Genomic DNA, 14854 nt, shown 5'->3' with positions numbered 1-14854 from the left:
GGCAACCGGCGGCCGTTTTCTATTTCTGGCCTACATTTCGTCTCTGACGCGCACCGCCGTTGCCGGGAAATCGGTGAACACGGCATCCACGCCCAGCGCATAGAGTGCCCGCAATTCATCTTCCACGCTGTCGCCGACCAGCGGCGCCCGGTCGTCGCGCACCGTCCAGGCATGAACCTCCAGCCCGAGCGCATGGGCCGCCTCGACAAGCCCTGTCGACGACCCGTCGGGATCAAGCAGCAGCGACTTGTTGGCGCCCAGCCCGTCTGCAAACTGGGCAACGACTTCCAGCGGATAACCATTCATGTTGCCATCCGCCTCGTCGGGCGAGGAATACAGCATCGCCAGCCGCACAGGCGCGGCCGCATTCATCCGGATCAGGAAGCCGGCATCGAAAGACTGCACCACGACGGGTGCTGTCTCGGCGAACAGGCCGTGATCGAGCAGAGCCTGATTGAGCAGCGGCAGCGGATCGAGACCGGCGGCGGCGAAGGCTTCGGGATGCTTGACTTCCGGCTCGATCGCGACCGTGCAACCGCATTCGGCCTGATGCGCATCGACGAAGTCGAGAATGGCATCAAAAGTGGGAATGGCGAACTGCCCGTCATAGGACGGGTCACGATCGGCCATCGGCTGCACGGCACGCAGCGTGGCAATCTCCGTTGCCGTGAAATCCATCACCCACCAGTCATTGCGCCCGAACAATTCGCGCTGCCGGTCGGCAAACTCCGGGCGGCCGGCAACATCGGTCGTCGTCGACAGATAGGCGTCGTGGCGCGCTACCAGGACATTGTCAGCGGTGACGACCAGGTCCGGCTCGATCACGTCCGCGCCCTGCTCCAGGGCCAGCGCATAAGCCTCAATCGTATGCTCCGGCCGTTCACCGCTCGCGCCGCGATGCGCGATGACCAGCGGCGCTTCGCCGGATAGCGACGTCCATTGCGGTGTGTCCGAGCAGGCGGCCAGCCCCAGCCCGAGCATGATCATCCATCGCCTCATTCGGCCCTCCCCAAGTGCTGCCCGGCACGCTAGCGTGTGTTTGCAACAAAAGGGAGACGGTGATGAGCACCGCGACACGTTTTGACACGCTGGCGAATGCGGCCATTCGTTATGGCGAGGCCAGTCTCGACAACTATACCCTCGTGCGCTCCCTCGCCGAGCGCGTCGCAAGCGGCTTCTGCCGCTATCTCGGCGATGAAAAGAAATGCGTTCATCTGGTGCCGCCGGAGGGTCCGTTCTCGCCGACGGATTACGGCTCCGGCGCGTTTTCGGTTTCCGGCAAGGGCTTCCTGCCACTCGGGTCCATCAAGTTCGGTCTCGCGGTCCGTGTCTCGCATACAGGCGACTGGATCCGGCTCGTCATCTCGGCCGAGAAGGAAGGACCGGATCTCGATGTCTCCATTATCGGCGGGCGCGATTTTGCTTTCCGCCTGCCGGTCAGCGAGGAAAGACTGCAGGATTTCTTCAACCTGCTGTTCGAACATCTCACCGACTGGTTCAATGACCGCGCCGATCATTATCTCAATGGCAGCTATGGCGGAGGGGCGATCGGCTTCGAATTCATCCATGCCGACGAAGGCGACGTCTAGCCGGTCGGCAGGATTCCCGGGCCGCGATGCCGGTGCCCAGCCCGCAATCATTGTGTTCCGCAGATCAGCCGGTGCAATACGGCCAGTTGGGATCGCTGGGTCCGCTACCCTCGCAGGTCGACGGCCGCCCCTCATAGGGCGTGATACAACCTGATACCGCCAGCGCGCCTGCACAGGCCAGCATCAATACGCCAATACGCTTCAACATGATTACCCCTCCCGCCTCCGCCCGGCGGAGGTGGCGAAACCGTGAAACACCCGGCCCGGCTTGGCAAGGTTGCCACCAGAAGAATCGCCACATTCACGCCGCCTTAACGCCGTGAGGCGATCAAGCTTTTCGGGATTGGTGCGCCGCACTGACCCGGAAAGGATCTGCTTTGACCCGCCGCACGCCGCCCGCGCCCTGGCGCAAACGCCCGTCTTCGCAAACGCCGCGCCGGACGCCGCCGCGCGGCGGCAAGCCGAGGCTGACCTGGCTGCGCGCGCTATTCTCGCTGGCGCTGATCGGGTTCTTCGTTCTTGCCGCCCTGTTCGTGGCGATTACCCGCGATCTCCCGAACGTGTCCGATATCGAGCTCGCCCAGCCGCGGCTTGGCGGCGAGGTTTATCTCGACCGCGACAACCGGGTGATTGCACGGCGCGGCGCCAGCCGCGGTGCCAGTCTCGGTGTTGAGGAATTGCCGGCCTATCTGGTCAACGCAGTCCTCGCCGTCGAGGATCGCCGCTTCTACGAGCATTCCGGAATCGACTTGCGCGGCATCGCCCGCGCAATGTGGGCCAATGTCCGCGCTGGACGCGTCGTGCAGGGCGGGTCGACGATCACCCAGCAATTGGCCAAGAACTTGTTCCTGACAGCGGACCGCACCTTCGTCCGCAAGATCCAGGAAATGGTCCTCGCCTGGCAACTGGAACAGGCCTTCACCAAGGACGAGATACTCGCCCTCTATCTCGACCGCGTTTATTTCGGCGCCGGTGCCTATGGCGTCGAAGCCGCCGCCCAGCGCTATTTCGGCCGCTCCGCGCGCGATGTTTCGCTGGGGGAAGCCGCTCTTCTTGCCGGCTTGCTGAAAGCACCGTCGCGCTATTCGCCTGCCAATGATCTCGAGCGCGCCGCGGCGCGGGCCACCGTCGTGCTCGACCTGATGTTCGAGACCGGACGGATCAGCGAGCACGAACGGATCGACGCCGCGCAGACCCCGGTCCGCATCGCGCGGGCCGCCTCGACCCCGGGATCCGGCTATTTCATCGACTGGATCGAGGAGCGCGCCCGCGAACTGGCCGGCGACCGCGAAGCCGACATCATCATCCACACCACGCTGGATATTGACGCCCAGCGCGCTGCCGAGGATGCCATTCGCCAGGTCATGACTAATCCGGAGACGGCACGCGGGGCCGACCAGGCAGCGCTGGTCGCGCTCTCCGGCGATGGCGCCATCCGCGCGCTTGTCGGTGGTGTCGATTACGCGACCAGTCCCTATAACCGCGCCATTCTCTCCCATCGCCAGCCGGGCTCGGCCTTCAAGGCCTTTGTCTATGCGGCCGCCTTCGAGGGCGGCTTGCGGCCGAGCGATGTGCGCGATGACCTGCCGGTCGCCTGGGGAAACTGGTCACCGCAGAATTATAACGGCCAGTACAGTGGTCCCATGACGCTGGAGACGGCCTTCGCGCGATCGTCCAACGTCATCGCCGCCCGTATCGCCGAGGAAACCGGACACGGCTTCATTGCCCAGCTCGCCCGGCGGCTTGGCATCGAGAGCGAGATCCGGGTCGACCGCTCCATGGCGCTCGGATCGTTCGAAGTGACACCGGTCGAGCTCGCCACCGCCTACGCTGCATTCGCAAATGGTGGCCAGCGCGCGCACAGCCATGCCATCACGCGCATCGAAACGGTCGAAGGTGAAGTTCTGTGGGAACGCGAACAACCCGCTATGGAAACCGTGATCGACCAGCGGACATTGGCCTGGATGCGCCGCCTCCTGGAGACCACGGCGCGAAGCGGCACGGCCCGTCTTGCTGCTGTGCCCGGCACGCTGACCGGTGCGAAGACCGGCACCACAAACGACAATCGGGATGCCTGGATCGCCGGTTATACCGGCGGCCTGACAGCGGCGGTCTGGGTGGGCAATGATGATTTCTCGCCAACCGATCGGGCGGCCGGCTCCGGACCGCCCGCAGCAATCTTCCGCGCCTTCATGACGGACGCGCCGCCCGAGGCGGCGATACCCGCCAACTGGCAGGAACCGGTCGAAATCGAAGCCGAAGAGCGCGAGGAAAGAGATCCGATCTCGTCCCTGCTCTCGCGCATCGGCGTCGGCGGCTAGCCTTACCAGCGTCACTTTTCTCTGGCAGACAGCCGTTAGAGCAGCTTCAATGGCTGCAACATCGATTTAGCCGGGAACTCCATCATGAAGAATGCCTTGATCATCACCGTCTCGACTCTCGCGCTCGCAGCCTGCGGCGGCGACAATGGCGAGAACGGTATCGTCACCACCGACGTTGATGAAGCCACCGCGGCCAGCGCACTGGAAGCGCTGCACCTGTCGCAATCCGGCGAAGGAGCCGTCAGCTGGGACAGCCGCAGCTTTGACGACGGCGTCTATACCTTCACCGGCGTCGTGTTCGAAATGGATGATGACGACGACGATGAAGCCGATGAGGATGGCGGCGACGGGGTCGATATCGAGGCCGATGAGGTGCAGGCGGACACCATGACGCTGGCCGCGCCGCGCTTCGATGCCGACGGCAATGTCATTTTTGATCGTCTTGCGATCAGCGGCATCACCATGGCCGACGATGACGGCGAGGGCGCTATCGACGGCTTTGTCGTCGAGCTGCCGAATGCGGACATGGCCCGCGCATTCGCTCACGGCTTTTCGGGCGAGTCGATGGACGATGCCGACGTCGGCGAGGACAGCTGGACCTATGGGCTGCTGGCGATCGACGGACTGCGCTTTTCCGGCGGCGATGATGGCGAACGTTTCACAGCTTCCTTTGACCGGTTCGCGATCGAGAACCTCGCAGACTATGCGATCGGCCGGTTCGAATTGTCCAATTTCCTGATCGAGGGCACCAGCCGCGACGCCGGCCCGATCCGGATCAGCCTCGCGGAAGCCTCCGCCGACAATATCGGCGAGGCGATCACCTATCCGTTCACCGCCCAGATGGCGATGGCCGGCGCCGCATTCGCGGCCGACGAACCGAGTGAAGACATCACCGCCGACATGCCCGAACTGCCTGAGGATTTCGACCCGCTCAACGCCTATGAGAACGCCACCATTCGTGGCCTCGATGCCAATGTTGGCGGCATCATTGTCACGATGGATTCGCTGACGGCGAATGTCGAACGCGACGGCAATGAAATGACTTATGAGAGCGAGATGACGCCGCTCGTGGTCGCCCCCGATACCAGCTATCCCTTTGGTGCCCAGCTCGCCCTCGGCCTTGGCATGATGGGATATCAGCAGCTCGAATTCGTCGCCGCGGGCGCATCCGTCTACGAGCGCGATGAGGACCGGGCCTACACGACCGGCGAGAATTACTTCGAATTGCGTGACGGCTTCCGCGTCGAGGTCGAGAGCGACATGTCGGGCCTGGTCGCCTATTCGCTGGCGGCGCTCCAGTTGAACCCGGCCATGGATGAGGTCGAACCCGATTTCATGTACGAATTGCTGCAGCCGCTGATGCTGCACAATTTCGTCTTCCGTCTCCAGGACCTGTCCCTGCTTGATCGCGCGCTGACCGCGGGATCCGCCATGCAGGGCGTGCCAAAGGAAAATCTCCGCATGCAGGCCGGCGGCATGGTGGCGCTGGCGACGATGGCCGCCCCGGCGGAAATCCCGCGCGAACTGCTCGCTGAATTCTCGACCGCAATGACCAGTTTCATCGCCCAGGGCGGAACGGTGGAGATCCGCATTTCACCGGAGGAGCCGATCAGTGTCGGCGCTCTCGTCGAGGAAGCCGCATCCGGCTCGGTGGACTACGACGCTGCCGGAATCACGATCACGGCGATTCCGCCCGAAAACGAGGACTAGCGCGACAGACGCAGCACCGCGCCCTGGTCGGTCAACACATAGACGCTGCCATCGGGGGCGGTGCGCACATCGCGCACCCGTGATCCCCGCTCACCCAGAAAGACGGTTTCACCGACGGGTTGCCCGCTCTCATCAAGGTCGACGACGCGCAAATGTCCGGACCGCGTTTCGGCATTGCCCGAGATGAGCGCCGCAACCAGCAGGTCCCCATCCCATTCCGGGAACATCTCGCCACGGTAGAGCGTCATGCCGGCCGGCGCGATCGACGGATCCCAGTAGAGCAGCGGTTGGCGCGTACCTTCATAGGATTCGTACGGGCTGATGATGGCACCTGAATAATCCACGCCATATGTGGCAATCGGCCAGCCATAATTGACGCCCGGCTCGATGATGTTGATCTCGTCACCGCCGCGCGGGCCATGCTCGTGCGCGTACAGACGGCCACTCTCGGCATCGTAGAGGATCGCCTGCGGATTGCGGTGCCCCCAGGAATAGACACCGGGCGCGGCACCATCGATCGCGGGATTGTCGTCCGGGATCGACCCGTCCGCATTGAGCCGGATCGTCGTCCCGAAATGATCGGACGGATCCTGGGCCTGTTCGCGGTAATCGAACCCCTCGCCAAAGGTCACGACGAAGCTGCCATCGGGCAGGAAGGCAAGGCGGCCACCATAATGCCCGCCGGTGTCATTGCCGATATTGGTCGTGAAAATCGTCTCGACATCGCTGAGCGCACCGTCGTCATAGCGCGCGCGCGTCACCGACAGGCGGCTGTCATTGCGGCGGCCGGAAGCATGGGTGAGATAGACCACGCCATTGGCCGCGAAATCCGGGTGCAGCACGACATCCAGCAATCCGCCCTGGCGGGTCATTGGAATGTCGGGCAGGCCGGTCACCGGCACTGGCTGCAATTGGCCGTCCGCGATCAGGCGCAACTGGCCGGACCGCTCGGTGACCAGCATGTCGCCATCGGGCAGAAAGGCGATCGACCAGGGCCGGTCGAGCCCGGTCGCAACAGCTTCGACCTCGCCATCGAAGGTGGTGTTCGCAATGGTGTCCTGTGCCTGGGCTGCTGCTGTCAGGAACAGGCCGCAAAGAGCCGTTCGAAACCACATGCTGTCACTCCTTCTGTAATGCGCTAGATTGTACATATAGCGCAGGGACGGGGCCAGAACATGCCGGGCTGGATCAGGATATTCATCGCATATGTCGCCGCGGCCATCGCTGGCGGGCTGGCGACGACGCTCCTGTCGACGCAGGTCGTCCTGCTGTATCTCGCCGGTGCCGGTGCGGATATCCCGCTCGCAGCGCGCAGCGACGCCATGCTGGCGGATCTGACCGGCTTCGCGCCCACGCTCATCTTGCTGACCGCGATCGGCTATCTGCTCGCCTTGCCTGTGGCCGCGCTCGTCTCACGCCTTGTCGGCGGACTGCGCACAATCGGCTATGTACTCGCCGGCTTTGTCACCATCCTCGTCATGGTGACCGCGATAGAGGTCTACTACCAGTCCGTGCTCGGCGTCGGCATCACGCCGATCGCCTCCGCCCGGGCGTTCTGGGGTCTCGCCGTGATGGCGCTTGGCGGCGCGCTCGGCGGATGGGTGTTTGCAAGGCTGGCGCGCGCGCGCAGCGCCTGACTCAGGCGTCCCCGGACAACAGCGCGCCGAGCTTGCTGATCGCCTGGTTCCAGCCGCCCTCGCCGGCTGTTCCCGCCGGAACGCCGACATGTATCATCGTCATTTCCGTCCTGTCGCCATTCGATCGCAACTCGACGATTACCTCGGTGATGTCGGGGTGGCCGTCGGGCATTCCCATGCTGGCCGGCGAGACCAGCGTCCCGTTCTCGTCGCACATGCTTTCTGTATAGACCAGCCGGTGCGGCGGGTTCACCTCCTTGTAGACGCCTGTGAACCACATCGACATCTTGCGGTCCGGTGACCCGATCTCCATGCAGATCTTTCGCTGCCCGCCGACGGTGACGTCCATCTCCGCCACCGGAACGGACATGCCCGTCGGGCCGTACCAGGTCATGAACAGATCGGCTTCCGTCCACATTCGCCACACCGTCTCGATCGGTGCATCGAATGCGCGCTCGATTCTTACCCATTGCGTTTCGTCACTCATGCGGATTGTCCTCCAGGGATTTCAGCGCTTCCGCCATGGTGTCGAAGCGCGCCGTCCAGATTGGCCGGTATTGCTCGGTCCAGTGCGCGACCGTCGCGAGCGGCTCGGGATTCAGACGGCAGGGCCGGAACTGGGCCTGCCGGCCGCGCGTGACGAGGCCGGCCTCTTCCAGCACCCGGATGTGCTTGGAGACGGCTGGCAGGCTCATGTCGAAAGGATCGGCGATTTCGTTCACGGTCGCCTCCCCGGCCGCCAGCCGGGCTAGGATGGCCCTGCGCACGGGATGCGCCAGCGCGGCAAAGGCGGCGTCGAGTTGGGGATCGGCTGTCACCGCCCCATCATTAAACCAGTTCGTTAATTAAGCAAGTGGTAAAATAAGCCTCGATGTTCGCAAATTCAGACCTTGCGGCCCTTCTCGACCATGAAGGCTTTCATGCGCGGCGCGATATCGCGCTCGAACCGGCTGCCGTTGAACACGCCGTAATGGCCAACCTTGGGCTGGATCCAGTCGAGCTGCATGTCCGCCGGCAGATTGCGGCACAAATCATGGGCAGCCTGGGTCTGGCCGATTCCTGAAATGTCATCATTCTCGCCTTCCACCGTCATCAATGCGATGTCGGTGATCGCCGCCGGATCGACCTTGCGACCGTGATGCTCCAGCAGACCGCGCGGCAGCTTGTGTTCCTGGAACACGTCGCGAATCGTCTGCAGGTAAAACTCCTCGGTCAGGTCCATGACCGAAAGATACTCGTCATAGAAATTGCGGTGCTTGTCGGCGCTGTCGCCATCGCCGTCGACGAGGTGATTGAAGAATTGCCAGTGGGCGTCCACATGGCGCTCCCAGTTCATCTGCATGAAGCCGGAAAGCTGCAGAAATCCCGGATAGACCCGGCGCAGCGCGCCCGGATAGGGCGCCGGCACCGTGTGAATCGCGTTCTGTTCGAACCATTCGAACGGTTTTTCCTCGGCCAGCTTGTTGGGAATTGTCGGCGACAGCCGCGCATCGATCGGTGACCCCATGAAAGTCATCGAGGCCGGACGCATCGGGTCCTTGTCCTCGGCCATCAACGAGATCGCAGCCAGGGTCGGCGGACCCGGCTGACACACCGCCACGACATGCACGCCCTCGCCGATGGCGCGGATCATGTCGGCGACGTGGTCGATATAATGGTTGAGATCGAAACGGCCCTCGTTCAGCGGCACCATCGAGGCGTCGATCCAGTCCGTGATGTAGACGTCGCTATCGGGCAGGAAGGTTTTCACCGTGCCGCGCAGCAGCGTCGCGAAGTGACCGGACATCGGGGCCACGAACAATACTTTGGGCTGACCGGCGGGCGCGCCGTCGCGGCGAAAGTGCACGAGGTCGCACCAGGGCGACGACCACACTTTTTCCGGTGTCACCGGCACCTTCGCGCCATTGATGTCCGTCTCGGGAATATCCCATTCCGGCTTGCCGTATTTCCGCGTCATCGATTCAAACAGGTCAGCGCCGGCGGCCATGGTGCGTCCGGCCAGGGTTTCGCCGACCGGATTCCAGGGCGCGCGCAGCGTGCGCCGCGTCGCATTGGCCGCCATGCGCCACGGCGTGAGGGCCAGCCTGCTGATCTCGTACATGCTGTACAGCATGGAAATATCCTTTTGTGTCCCGGAAGTTTATCCCGGATTTTCCTCAAGGAAGTCTTGTAGACCCTCGGCAAGCTGCGCCGGCGGCGTGCCGTGCGCATAGACCGAGTGAAACACGCCCTGCCGGTCCATCAGGTAGATCAGCGAGGTATGGTCCATCGTGTAGGCATCTTCCGGTGCGCCTTCCTCGAGCACACGGCGGTAGACGACACGGTATGCTTCCGCGACGGCCTCGATCTGTTCCGGTGTGCCGGTCAGACCGGTCAAATTCTCCGGAAAGGCATCGCTGGCGACATATTGCGCCAGCTGTCCCGGCGTATCGCGTTCGGGATCGACGGTGATCAGCACGGGCTGGAATTCGGCCCGCTGCGCCTCGGGAAGCTGGTCCAGCGCGGCGGCCATCACCTGCAGCGAGAACGGACAGATATCCGGGCAATAGGTGAAGCCGAAATAGATCAGCATAGGACGGCCTTCGAAGTCCGCCTCCGTCACGGTCGCACCGGTGTGATCGACCAGCGTGAAGGGACCACCGATATCGGCGCGGCCGGATGATACGACTTCGCCGCTTGTCGGCTGCGGCCGCGAATCCAGGACGAGCAGGATTACAAAAACCAGCACCAGCGCGCCCAGACCGGCGGCCAGCGGCAAGGTCCAGATGGGCAGTCCTTTACCCGGCTTCAAACACGACTCCATTCAAAAGCGTCCACGAACATGACCCCTCTGCGGTCATTGTGCAATGCAGCGAAGTGCAATCTTTCTGGCCGCAGCGGGGACAAAGCGGATATAGGTCGGAGCATGCAGACCGCCTATGATTTCACCCAGGATGCGCCGCCCCCCGGCGTCGCGCCTTTCTTCGGCCGGATCCGGCTGCGCACGCTGATCGTGCTGCGCTGGCTGGCGGTGTTCGGACAGGGCAGCACGCTGCTTTTCGTCAGTCTCGTCCTCGGTTTCGAACTGCCGCTCGCGTTCTGCGGTCTGGTTGTCGCCGCCAGCGCCTTTCTCAATGTCGCGCTGATCGCCACACGAGACATCCAGAAGCTGACTTCGCATTACGAAGCCTTCGTCCAGCTTGGATTCGATGTGCTTCAGCTGACCTTGTTGCTGACCCTGACCGGCGGGCTGCAGAACCCGTTTGCGGTCATGCTCGTGGCACCGGTCACGATCGGCGTAGCCGCGCTGCCGCCGCGTCACGCGCTCGGCCTCGCCGCGATTGGCCTGCTCGGTATGGCAGGCATGTTGAACTTCGCCCTGCCCCTGCCCTGGATTGCCGGCGAAACCCTGGACCTGCCACCACTCTATGTCGCCGGCCTCGGCGTCGCCTTCATCATCGCCGTGGCCTTCACGGCAGCTTATGCGTGGCGTATCGGGCGCGAGGCCAAGCGCATGGGCGCCGCGCTGGCCGCCGCCCAGGCCATTCTCGCGCGCGAACAGAAGCTGTCAGCAGTCGGCTCACTCGCAGCCGCTGCCGCCCACGAACTCGGTACACCGCTCGCCACCATCCAGCTGACGGCCAAGGAAATGGCCCGCGAAATCGGCGACAGCCCGCTCAAGGAAGACGCCGAGCTGCTGGTCTCTCAATCGCTGCGCTGCCGCGAGATCCTGACCCGCCTCTCGGCGCAACGCGAAGCGCGTGACAAGATGCACGACCGCATCGCTCTGAAGGACGCACTCGACGAGATCTGCGGCCCGCTGCGCGGCCTCGGCGCCTCGCTGACCATCCGCCTGGAAGGCGAGAATCCCGCCCCTGTCATCAGCCGGCTGCCGGAATGGCTCTACGGGCTGGGCAATCTGGTCGAGAACGCCGTCGAATTCGCCGCATCCAGCGTCGTTATCGAATCGGATTGGGACGATGACGTCCTGACCGTCACCATCAATGATGACGGCCGCGGTTTTTCCCCGGAAGTGCTCAACCGCATTGGAGAACCCTACATTTCAAGTCGCGATGGCGAGGTCGGCGGCGGGCTCGGGCTCGGCACCTTCATCGCCATCACGATGATCGAACGCCTCGGCGGTTCTGCGCAATTCGCCAATGGCGGAGAACTCGGCGGCGCCCTGGTCAGGGTGAGCTGGCCGCGCAACCGGGTGGAAGCCGCCCCGGAACCGGACTAAACAGGCGGGAAGAACGTCAACGAGCTGGAAGCATGACCGAAACTGAACTGAACCTGCCACAAGACAAAACGCTGCTGATCGTCGACGACGACGCTCCATTCCGGACCCGGCTCGGCCGCGCCATGACCAGCCGCGGCTTCGTTGTTTCCGCCGTAGGCACGGTGGCCGAAGCCATGGAGATCGCGCGCGGCAATCCGCCGGCTTTCGCCGTCGTCGATCTTCGCCTCGATGATGGTGACGGCCTCGACGTGGTGCGCGCATTGCATGCGTCGCGCGATGATTGCCGTGCCGTCATGCTCACCGGCTATGGCAACATCGCAACGGCCGTGGCCGCCGTGAAGGGCGGTGCCATCGACTATCTGGCGAAACCCGCCGATGCCGATGATGTGGTCAAGGCGCTCTTGTCGCCCGGCGACAAGCCTGCTCCGCCGGAAAATCCGATGTCCGCAGACCGCATCCGTTGGGAGCATATCCAGCGCGTATTCGAATTGTGCGACCACAATGTCTCGGAAACCGCGCGACGGCTGAACATGCACCGGCGCACCCTGCAACGCATCCTTGCCAAGCGGGCGCCGCGCTAGGGCTCGCCGATCCGGCCGAGGCGTTCGGCCGCGGTCCGGGCAAATCTCAGCATCACCGATTTCCGCCGCGCCGCATTGATCGGTTCGTGCGGGCTTTCGCGCACGATCGCGGCACCGAACCCGTCGGCCACGATCAATCCCGCCTGGTCCGGAATGACGGTGTGCGGAAAGCGGTCCGACACCGCGAAATACAGCCGGTCGCACCAGCCCCAGTATTCCATCCATTTCGTGTCGGCACGGAAATCCGCCATGCCGGACTTGATCTCGACCACCGTCATCTCGCCCTTCGGCCCGAGCGCGAACAAATCGGCCCGGCGGCCGGTCTTGAACGAAAATTCCGGGATGGCGGTATAGCCCATGTCATAGAGCAGACGCGCCGCGCCGCGCGCCAGAAGGCGGGCATCGTCGATTGCCGGATTATCGTAGGAGGCAAGCGCGTGCGGGTCCATGTCCGGAACCATGTTCCACTTGTGTTCCGAAATCAAGGCGGGCTCTGGATTTCGCGCCGGCCATGACCATTTATGAGCGATGCGCAAACTCCCTGACATCGACCAGTTCGCCGATCTCGCCGAAGAGGCGTTCAACGCCTTGCCGGAGGGATTTCGCAAGATGTGCGGCAATCTTTCCATCCGAATTGCCGATTTCGCCGACCGGGAAACGCTCGACTTTTTCGGCATGAAGGATCCCTACCGGCTCTCCGGCCTCTATCACGGGGTCGATCTGACCCACAAATCCGTCGGCGACCCGGTCCGCTTTCCCGACCAGGTCTGGCTTTATCGCAAGCCGATCCTCGCCGAATGGGCACAGCGCGGCGATGTCTCGCTGAAATTCCTCATCGCCCATGTCCTGGTGCACGAGATCGGCCACCATTTCGGCCTTTCCGACGAGGACATGCACGCCATCGAGGACGCGGCAGAGTAGCGGCATTGCGTGGTTCGAGGCCCGGCTGACGCCGGGCACCTCACCATGAGGTGGGCTTGGCGGATTTCAGTTGCTTGTTTCGCAACCGTAGCTGCCAAATATTCACCTCATCTTGAGGTGCGAGCGGGAAACCCCGAGCCTCGAAAGATCGGATGCCCGAACATCCCCGTCAATCCGACTCGCCAGCCAGCGTTCCCGCCGCCCAGTCTGCCGCCTCGGCGACCACCGGATCAGGATCGGACCGCAGGCTTTCGACAAGCGGCAATAATGTGTTGTCACCGGAATTTCCCGCCGCAATGAGGCAATTGCGGATGAAGCGGTTGCGGCCAATCCGCTTGATGGGTGAGCCGGAAAACAGCTGGCGGAATCCCGCATCGCCGAGCACCAGCAGTTCGGACAGCGGCGGGCGCTCCAGGTCTTCGCGCGCCACCAGCTTGGCCTCTGACGCCGACTTCGCGAACTTGTTCCACGGACAGATGGCGAGGCAATCATCGCAGCCATAGATGCGATTGCCCATCGGCTTGCGGAATTCTTCCGGGATCGGGCCGGCGTGCTCGATCGTCAGATAGGAGATGCAGCGCCGCGCATCGAGCTGGTAGGGTGCCGGAAAGGCATCCGTCGGGCAGATGTCGAGACAGGCGCGGCACGCCCCGCAATGGTCGGTGCCCGGCGCATCGGCCTCCATCTCCGCCGTGGTCAGCATGACCCCTAGAAACAGCCACGAGCCGTGCTCCCGGCTCACCAGATTGGTGTGCTTGCCCTGCCAGCCGAGCCCCGCCTTCTCCGCCAGCGGTTTTTCCATTAGCGGCGCGGTATCGACAAACACCTTCACCTCTTCGCCGGTCTCGCGCGCGAAGCCCTGCGCGAGCTGTTTCAGCTTGCCTTTCATCACGTCGTGATAATCGCGATGCCGGGCATAGACCGAGATATTGCCGGAGGAGGCGTGTTTCAGGTCCTCGAGCGGGTCGCTGTCTGGCCCGTAATTCATCGCCACGACCAGCGCGGACGTCGCTTCCGGCCACATGTTGGTCGGCTGCTTGCGGCGCTCCAGCGTCTCTTCCATCCAGCCCATCGTGCCGTGCCGGCCGGCTTCGACGAATTCCTCCAGCCGCCCGGCGGCCGCCCACGCCTCGTCGGCGCGGCAGACGCGCACCGCGTCGAAACCGAGGCTTTCAGCCAGTGCGACGAAACGGGTTCTAGAAGTCGAGATCGTCATAATGTTTTGCCGGCGGCAGGCCGGGCAGGCGGTCGGCGAGCAGGCCGCGGAAGGCCGGACGGCACTTGATCCGCGCATACCAGTTCTTGACCGCCGAAAACTCGTCGAACGGCACATCGCCGAGATAGTCGGCACAGGAAAGATGCGCGGCGGCGATGATATCCGCCAGGGTGAAACGCGGCCCGGCCAGGCCTTCGCGCTCGTCCAGCAGTCCGGAAAGATAATCCATGTGCCAGCGCAGATGGTCGCGCCCGTCGCGGATCGCCTGCGGGTCGGGCGCACCAAGCGATTGCGCGCGCTTTTCCAGCTTCTCGTGCAAGAGATAGGCGTTGACCTCGCCATTGTATTTGACGTCGAACCAGCCGATCAGGCGCCGCACTTCGGCGCGCTCGACGGCGCCGCGCGGCATCAGCGGCTGTCCAGGATAGGCTTCCTCAAGATACTCGAGCACGGGAGCGACTTCGGCGATGGTCGCGCCATTGTCCTCCAGCACCGGCAATCCGCCGGCCGGGTTGAGCCGGAATAACGGCTCGGCCCGCAGCCACGGCCGGGCCTCTTCCAGGTCGACTTCCAACCCCTTTTCAGCCAACGCAAATCGCGCGGCACGGGAGGCAGGATCGAGAGGCCAGTGATGGAGCGTTCGCATGGTCGGGCACGCTA

The 14854-nt window shown here is 63.7% G+C and carries 17 protein-coding genes; 7 read left to right on the top strand and 10 right to left on the bottom strand.

Annotated elements, in window-relative coordinates; all coding sequences use genetic code 11:
- Positions 1–30: 30 nt before the first annotated feature.
- Entirely contained in the window at positions 31–999 is a 969-nt protein-coding gene (locus ACOOFN_RS08030) for a glycerophosphodiester phosphodiesterase family protein (protein ID WP_420430554.1), read from the bottom strand.
- 62 nt (positions 1000–1061) lie between these two features.
- Between ACOOFN_RS08030 and ACOOFN_RS08025 the strand changes: the two genes are divergently transcribed.
- Entirely contained in the window at positions 1062–1589 is a 528-nt protein-coding gene (locus tag ACOOFN_RS08025; protein ID WP_420430552.1) for a hypothetical protein, read from the top strand.
- Positions 1590–1653: 64 nt separating this feature from the next.
- Here ACOOFN_RS08025 and ACOOFN_RS08020 read toward each other — a convergent pair whose 3' ends face one another.
- Positions 1654–1797: a hypothetical protein gene (locus ACOOFN_RS08020; protein ID WP_420430550.1), complete on the bottom strand. Its 144-nt coding sequence runs from the start codon at positions 1795–1797 to the stop codon at positions 1654–1656.
- Between the two features lie 169 nt (positions 1798–1966).
- Between ACOOFN_RS08020 and ACOOFN_RS08015 the strand changes: the two genes are divergently transcribed.
- Both ACOOFN_RS08015 and ACOOFN_RS08010 read left to right on the top strand, forming a co-directional pair.
- Positions 1967–3910, top strand: coding sequence for a transglycosylase domain-containing protein (locus tag ACOOFN_RS08015; RefSeq protein ID WP_420430548.1), 1944 nt, complete (start codon positions 1967–1969; stop codon positions 3908–3910).
- An 84-nt stretch (positions 3911–3994) separates the two neighbouring features.
- A complete protein-coding gene (locus tag ACOOFN_RS08010; RefSeq protein ID WP_420430546.1) occupies positions 3995–5620 on the top strand; it encodes a hypothetical protein in 1626 nt (541 codons plus the stop codon).
- Here the strand turns inward: ACOOFN_RS08010 and ACOOFN_RS08005 are convergent.
- Positions 5617–6735 carry a PQQ-dependent sugar dehydrogenase gene (locus ACOOFN_RS08005; protein ID WP_420430544.1) on the bottom strand — a complete coding sequence of 373 codons (1119 nt, stop codon included), beginning with the start codon at positions 6733–6735 and terminating at the stop codon, positions 5617–5619. The two genes, ACOOFN_RS08010 and ACOOFN_RS08005, sit on opposite strands and share 4 nt — an antisense overlap.
- A 60-nt stretch (positions 6736–6795) precedes the next feature.
- Between ACOOFN_RS08005 and ACOOFN_RS08000 the strand changes: the two genes are divergently transcribed.
- On the top strand, positions 6796–7257 hold the full coding sequence (locus ACOOFN_RS08000; RefSeq protein ID WP_420430542.1) for a hypothetical protein: 462 nt from the start codon (positions 6796–6798) through the stop codon (positions 7255–7257).
- Between the two features lies 1 nt (position 7258).
- Here ACOOFN_RS08000 and ACOOFN_RS07995 read toward each other — a convergent pair whose 3' ends face one another.
- The 4 genes from ACOOFN_RS07995 to ACOOFN_RS07980 form a co-directional block, all read right to left on the bottom strand.
- Complete coding sequence (locus ACOOFN_RS07995) at positions 7259–7744, bottom strand: SRPBCC family protein (protein WP_420430540.1); 486 nt, start codon at positions 7742–7744, stop codon at positions 7259–7261.
- Positions 7737–8075 carry an ArsR/SmtB family transcription factor gene (locus tag ACOOFN_RS07990; protein WP_420430538.1) on the bottom strand — a complete coding sequence of 113 codons (339 nt, stop codon included), beginning with the start codon at positions 8073–8075 and terminating at the stop codon, positions 7737–7739. Before ACOOFN_RS07990 ends, ACOOFN_RS07995 begins: the two co-directional genes overlap by 8 nt.
- 65 nt (positions 8076–8140) lie before the next feature.
- Entirely contained in the window at positions 8141–9370 is a 1230-nt protein-coding gene (locus ACOOFN_RS07985) for a polyhydroxyalkanoate depolymerase (RefSeq protein ID WP_420430536.1), read from the bottom strand.
- Positions 9371–9397: 27 nt separating this feature from the next.
- Positions 9398–10048 carry an SCO family protein gene (locus ACOOFN_RS07980; protein WP_420430534.1) on the bottom strand — a complete coding sequence of 217 codons (651 nt, stop codon included), beginning with the start codon at positions 10046–10048 and terminating at the stop codon, positions 9398–9400.
- A 114-nt stretch (positions 10049–10162) separates the two neighbouring features.
- On the opposite strand from ACOOFN_RS07980, the gene ACOOFN_RS07975 reads away from it, so the two are divergent.
- Both ACOOFN_RS07975 and ACOOFN_RS07970 read left to right on the top strand, forming a co-directional pair.
- Positions 10163–11476 (top strand): ActS/PrrB/RegB family redox-sensitive histidine kinase, encoded by a 1314-nt coding sequence (locus ACOOFN_RS07975; RefSeq protein ID WP_420430532.1) that lies wholly within the window; start codon positions 10163–10165, stop codon positions 11474–11476.
- Between the two features lie 32 nt (positions 11477–11508).
- Positions 11509–12057 carry an ActR/PrrA/RegA family redox response regulator transcription factor gene (locus ACOOFN_RS07970; RefSeq protein ID WP_420430530.1) on the top strand — a complete coding sequence of 183 codons (549 nt, stop codon included), beginning with the start codon at positions 11509–11511 and terminating at the stop codon, positions 12055–12057.
- On the opposite strand, the gene ACOOFN_RS07965 is transcribed toward ACOOFN_RS07970, so the two are convergent.
- The gene (locus ACOOFN_RS07965; protein WP_420430528.1) at positions 12054–12506 is read right to left on the bottom strand and encodes an MmcB family DNA repair protein; all 453 of its coding nucleotides are present in this window, start codon (positions 12504–12506) and stop codon (positions 12054–12056) included. The two genes, ACOOFN_RS07970 and ACOOFN_RS07965, sit on opposite strands and share 4 nt — an antisense overlap.
- A gap of 79 nt (positions 12507–12585) precedes the next feature.
- Between ACOOFN_RS07965 and ACOOFN_RS07960 the strand changes: the two genes are divergently transcribed.
- A complete protein-coding gene (locus ACOOFN_RS07960; protein ID WP_420430526.1) occupies positions 12586–12978 on the top strand; it encodes a metallopeptidase family protein in 393 nt (130 codons plus the stop codon).
- A gap of 169 nt (positions 12979–13147) precedes the next feature.
- Here ACOOFN_RS07960 and queG read toward each other — a convergent pair whose 3' ends face one another.
- On the bottom strand, positions 13148–14194 hold the full coding sequence (gene queG, locus ACOOFN_RS07955; protein WP_420430524.1) for a tRNA epoxyqueuosine(34) reductase QueG: 1047 nt from the start codon (positions 14192–14194) through the stop codon (positions 13148–13150).
- Entirely contained in the window at positions 14175–14840 is a 666-nt protein-coding gene (locus ACOOFN_RS07950) for a glutathione S-transferase family protein (protein ID WP_420430522.1), read from the bottom strand. Before ACOOFN_RS07950 ends, queG begins: the two co-directional genes overlap by 20 nt.
- Between the last annotated feature and the right edge of the window lie 14 nt (positions 14841–14854).

It is taken from the genome of Hyphobacterium sp., assembly GCF_965217055.1.
In the GTDB taxonomy this organism is placed as follows: domain Bacteria; phylum Pseudomonadota; class Alphaproteobacteria; order Caulobacterales; family Maricaulaceae; genus Hyphobacterium.
Note: the sequence above shows the minus strand (reverse complement) of the source record. Positions and strands in the feature narration are given on the sequence as shown.

Excerpts from the sequence above, each read along its gene's own strand:
- ACOOFN_RS08030 (WP_420430554.1), bottom strand. The coding sequence starts at position 999 with ATGAGGCGATGGATGATCATGCTCGGGCTGGGGCTGGCCGCCTGCTCG.
- ACOOFN_RS08025 (WP_420430552.1), top strand. The coding sequence starts at position 1,062 with ATGAGCACCGCGACACGTTTTGACACGCTGGCGAATGCGGCCATTCGT.
- ACOOFN_RS08020 (WP_420430550.1), bottom strand. The coding sequence starts at position 1,797 with ATGTTGAAGCGTATTGGCGTATTGATGCTGGCCTGTGCAGGCGCGCTG.
- ACOOFN_RS08010 (WP_420430546.1), top strand. The coding sequence starts at position 3,995 with ATGAAGAATGCCTTGATCATCACCGTCTCGACTCTCGCGCTCGCAGCC.
- ACOOFN_RS08005 (WP_420430544.1), bottom strand. The coding sequence starts at position 6,735 with ATGTGGTTTCGAACGGCTCTTTGCGGCCTGTTCCTGACAGCAGCAGCC.
- ACOOFN_RS08000 (WP_420430542.1), top strand. The coding sequence starts at position 6,796 with ATGCCGGGCTGGATCAGGATATTCATCGCATATGTCGCCGCGGCCATC.
- ACOOFN_RS07995 (WP_420430540.1), bottom strand. The coding sequence starts at position 7,744 with ATGAGTGACGAAACGCAATGGGTAAGAATCGAGCGCGCATTCGATGCA.
- ACOOFN_RS07985 (WP_420430536.1), bottom strand. The coding sequence starts at position 9,370 with ATGCTGTACAGCATGTACGAGATCAGCAGGCTGGCCCTCACGCCGTGG.
- ACOOFN_RS07975 (WP_420430532.1), top strand. The coding sequence starts at position 10,163 with ATGCAGACCGCCTATGATTTCACCCAGGATGCGCCGCCCCCCGGCGTC.
- ACOOFN_RS07970 (WP_420430530.1), top strand. The coding sequence starts at position 11,509 with ATGACCGAAACTGAACTGAACCTGCCACAAGACAAAACGCTGCTGATC.
- ACOOFN_RS07965 (WP_420430528.1), bottom strand. The coding sequence starts at position 12,506 with ATGGACCCGCACGCGCTTGCCTCCTACGATAATCCGGCAATCGACGAT.
- ACOOFN_RS07960 (WP_420430526.1), top strand. The coding sequence starts at position 12,586 with ATGCGCAAACTCCCTGACATCGACCAGTTCGCCGATCTCGCCGAAGAG.
- queG (WP_420430524.1), bottom strand. The coding sequence starts at position 14,194 with ATGACGATCTCGACTTCTAGAACCCGTTTCGTCGCACTGGCTGAAAGC.
- ACOOFN_RS07950 (WP_420430522.1), bottom strand. The coding sequence starts at position 14,840 with ATGCGAACGCTCCATCACTGGCCTCTCGATCCTGCCTCCCGTGCCGCG.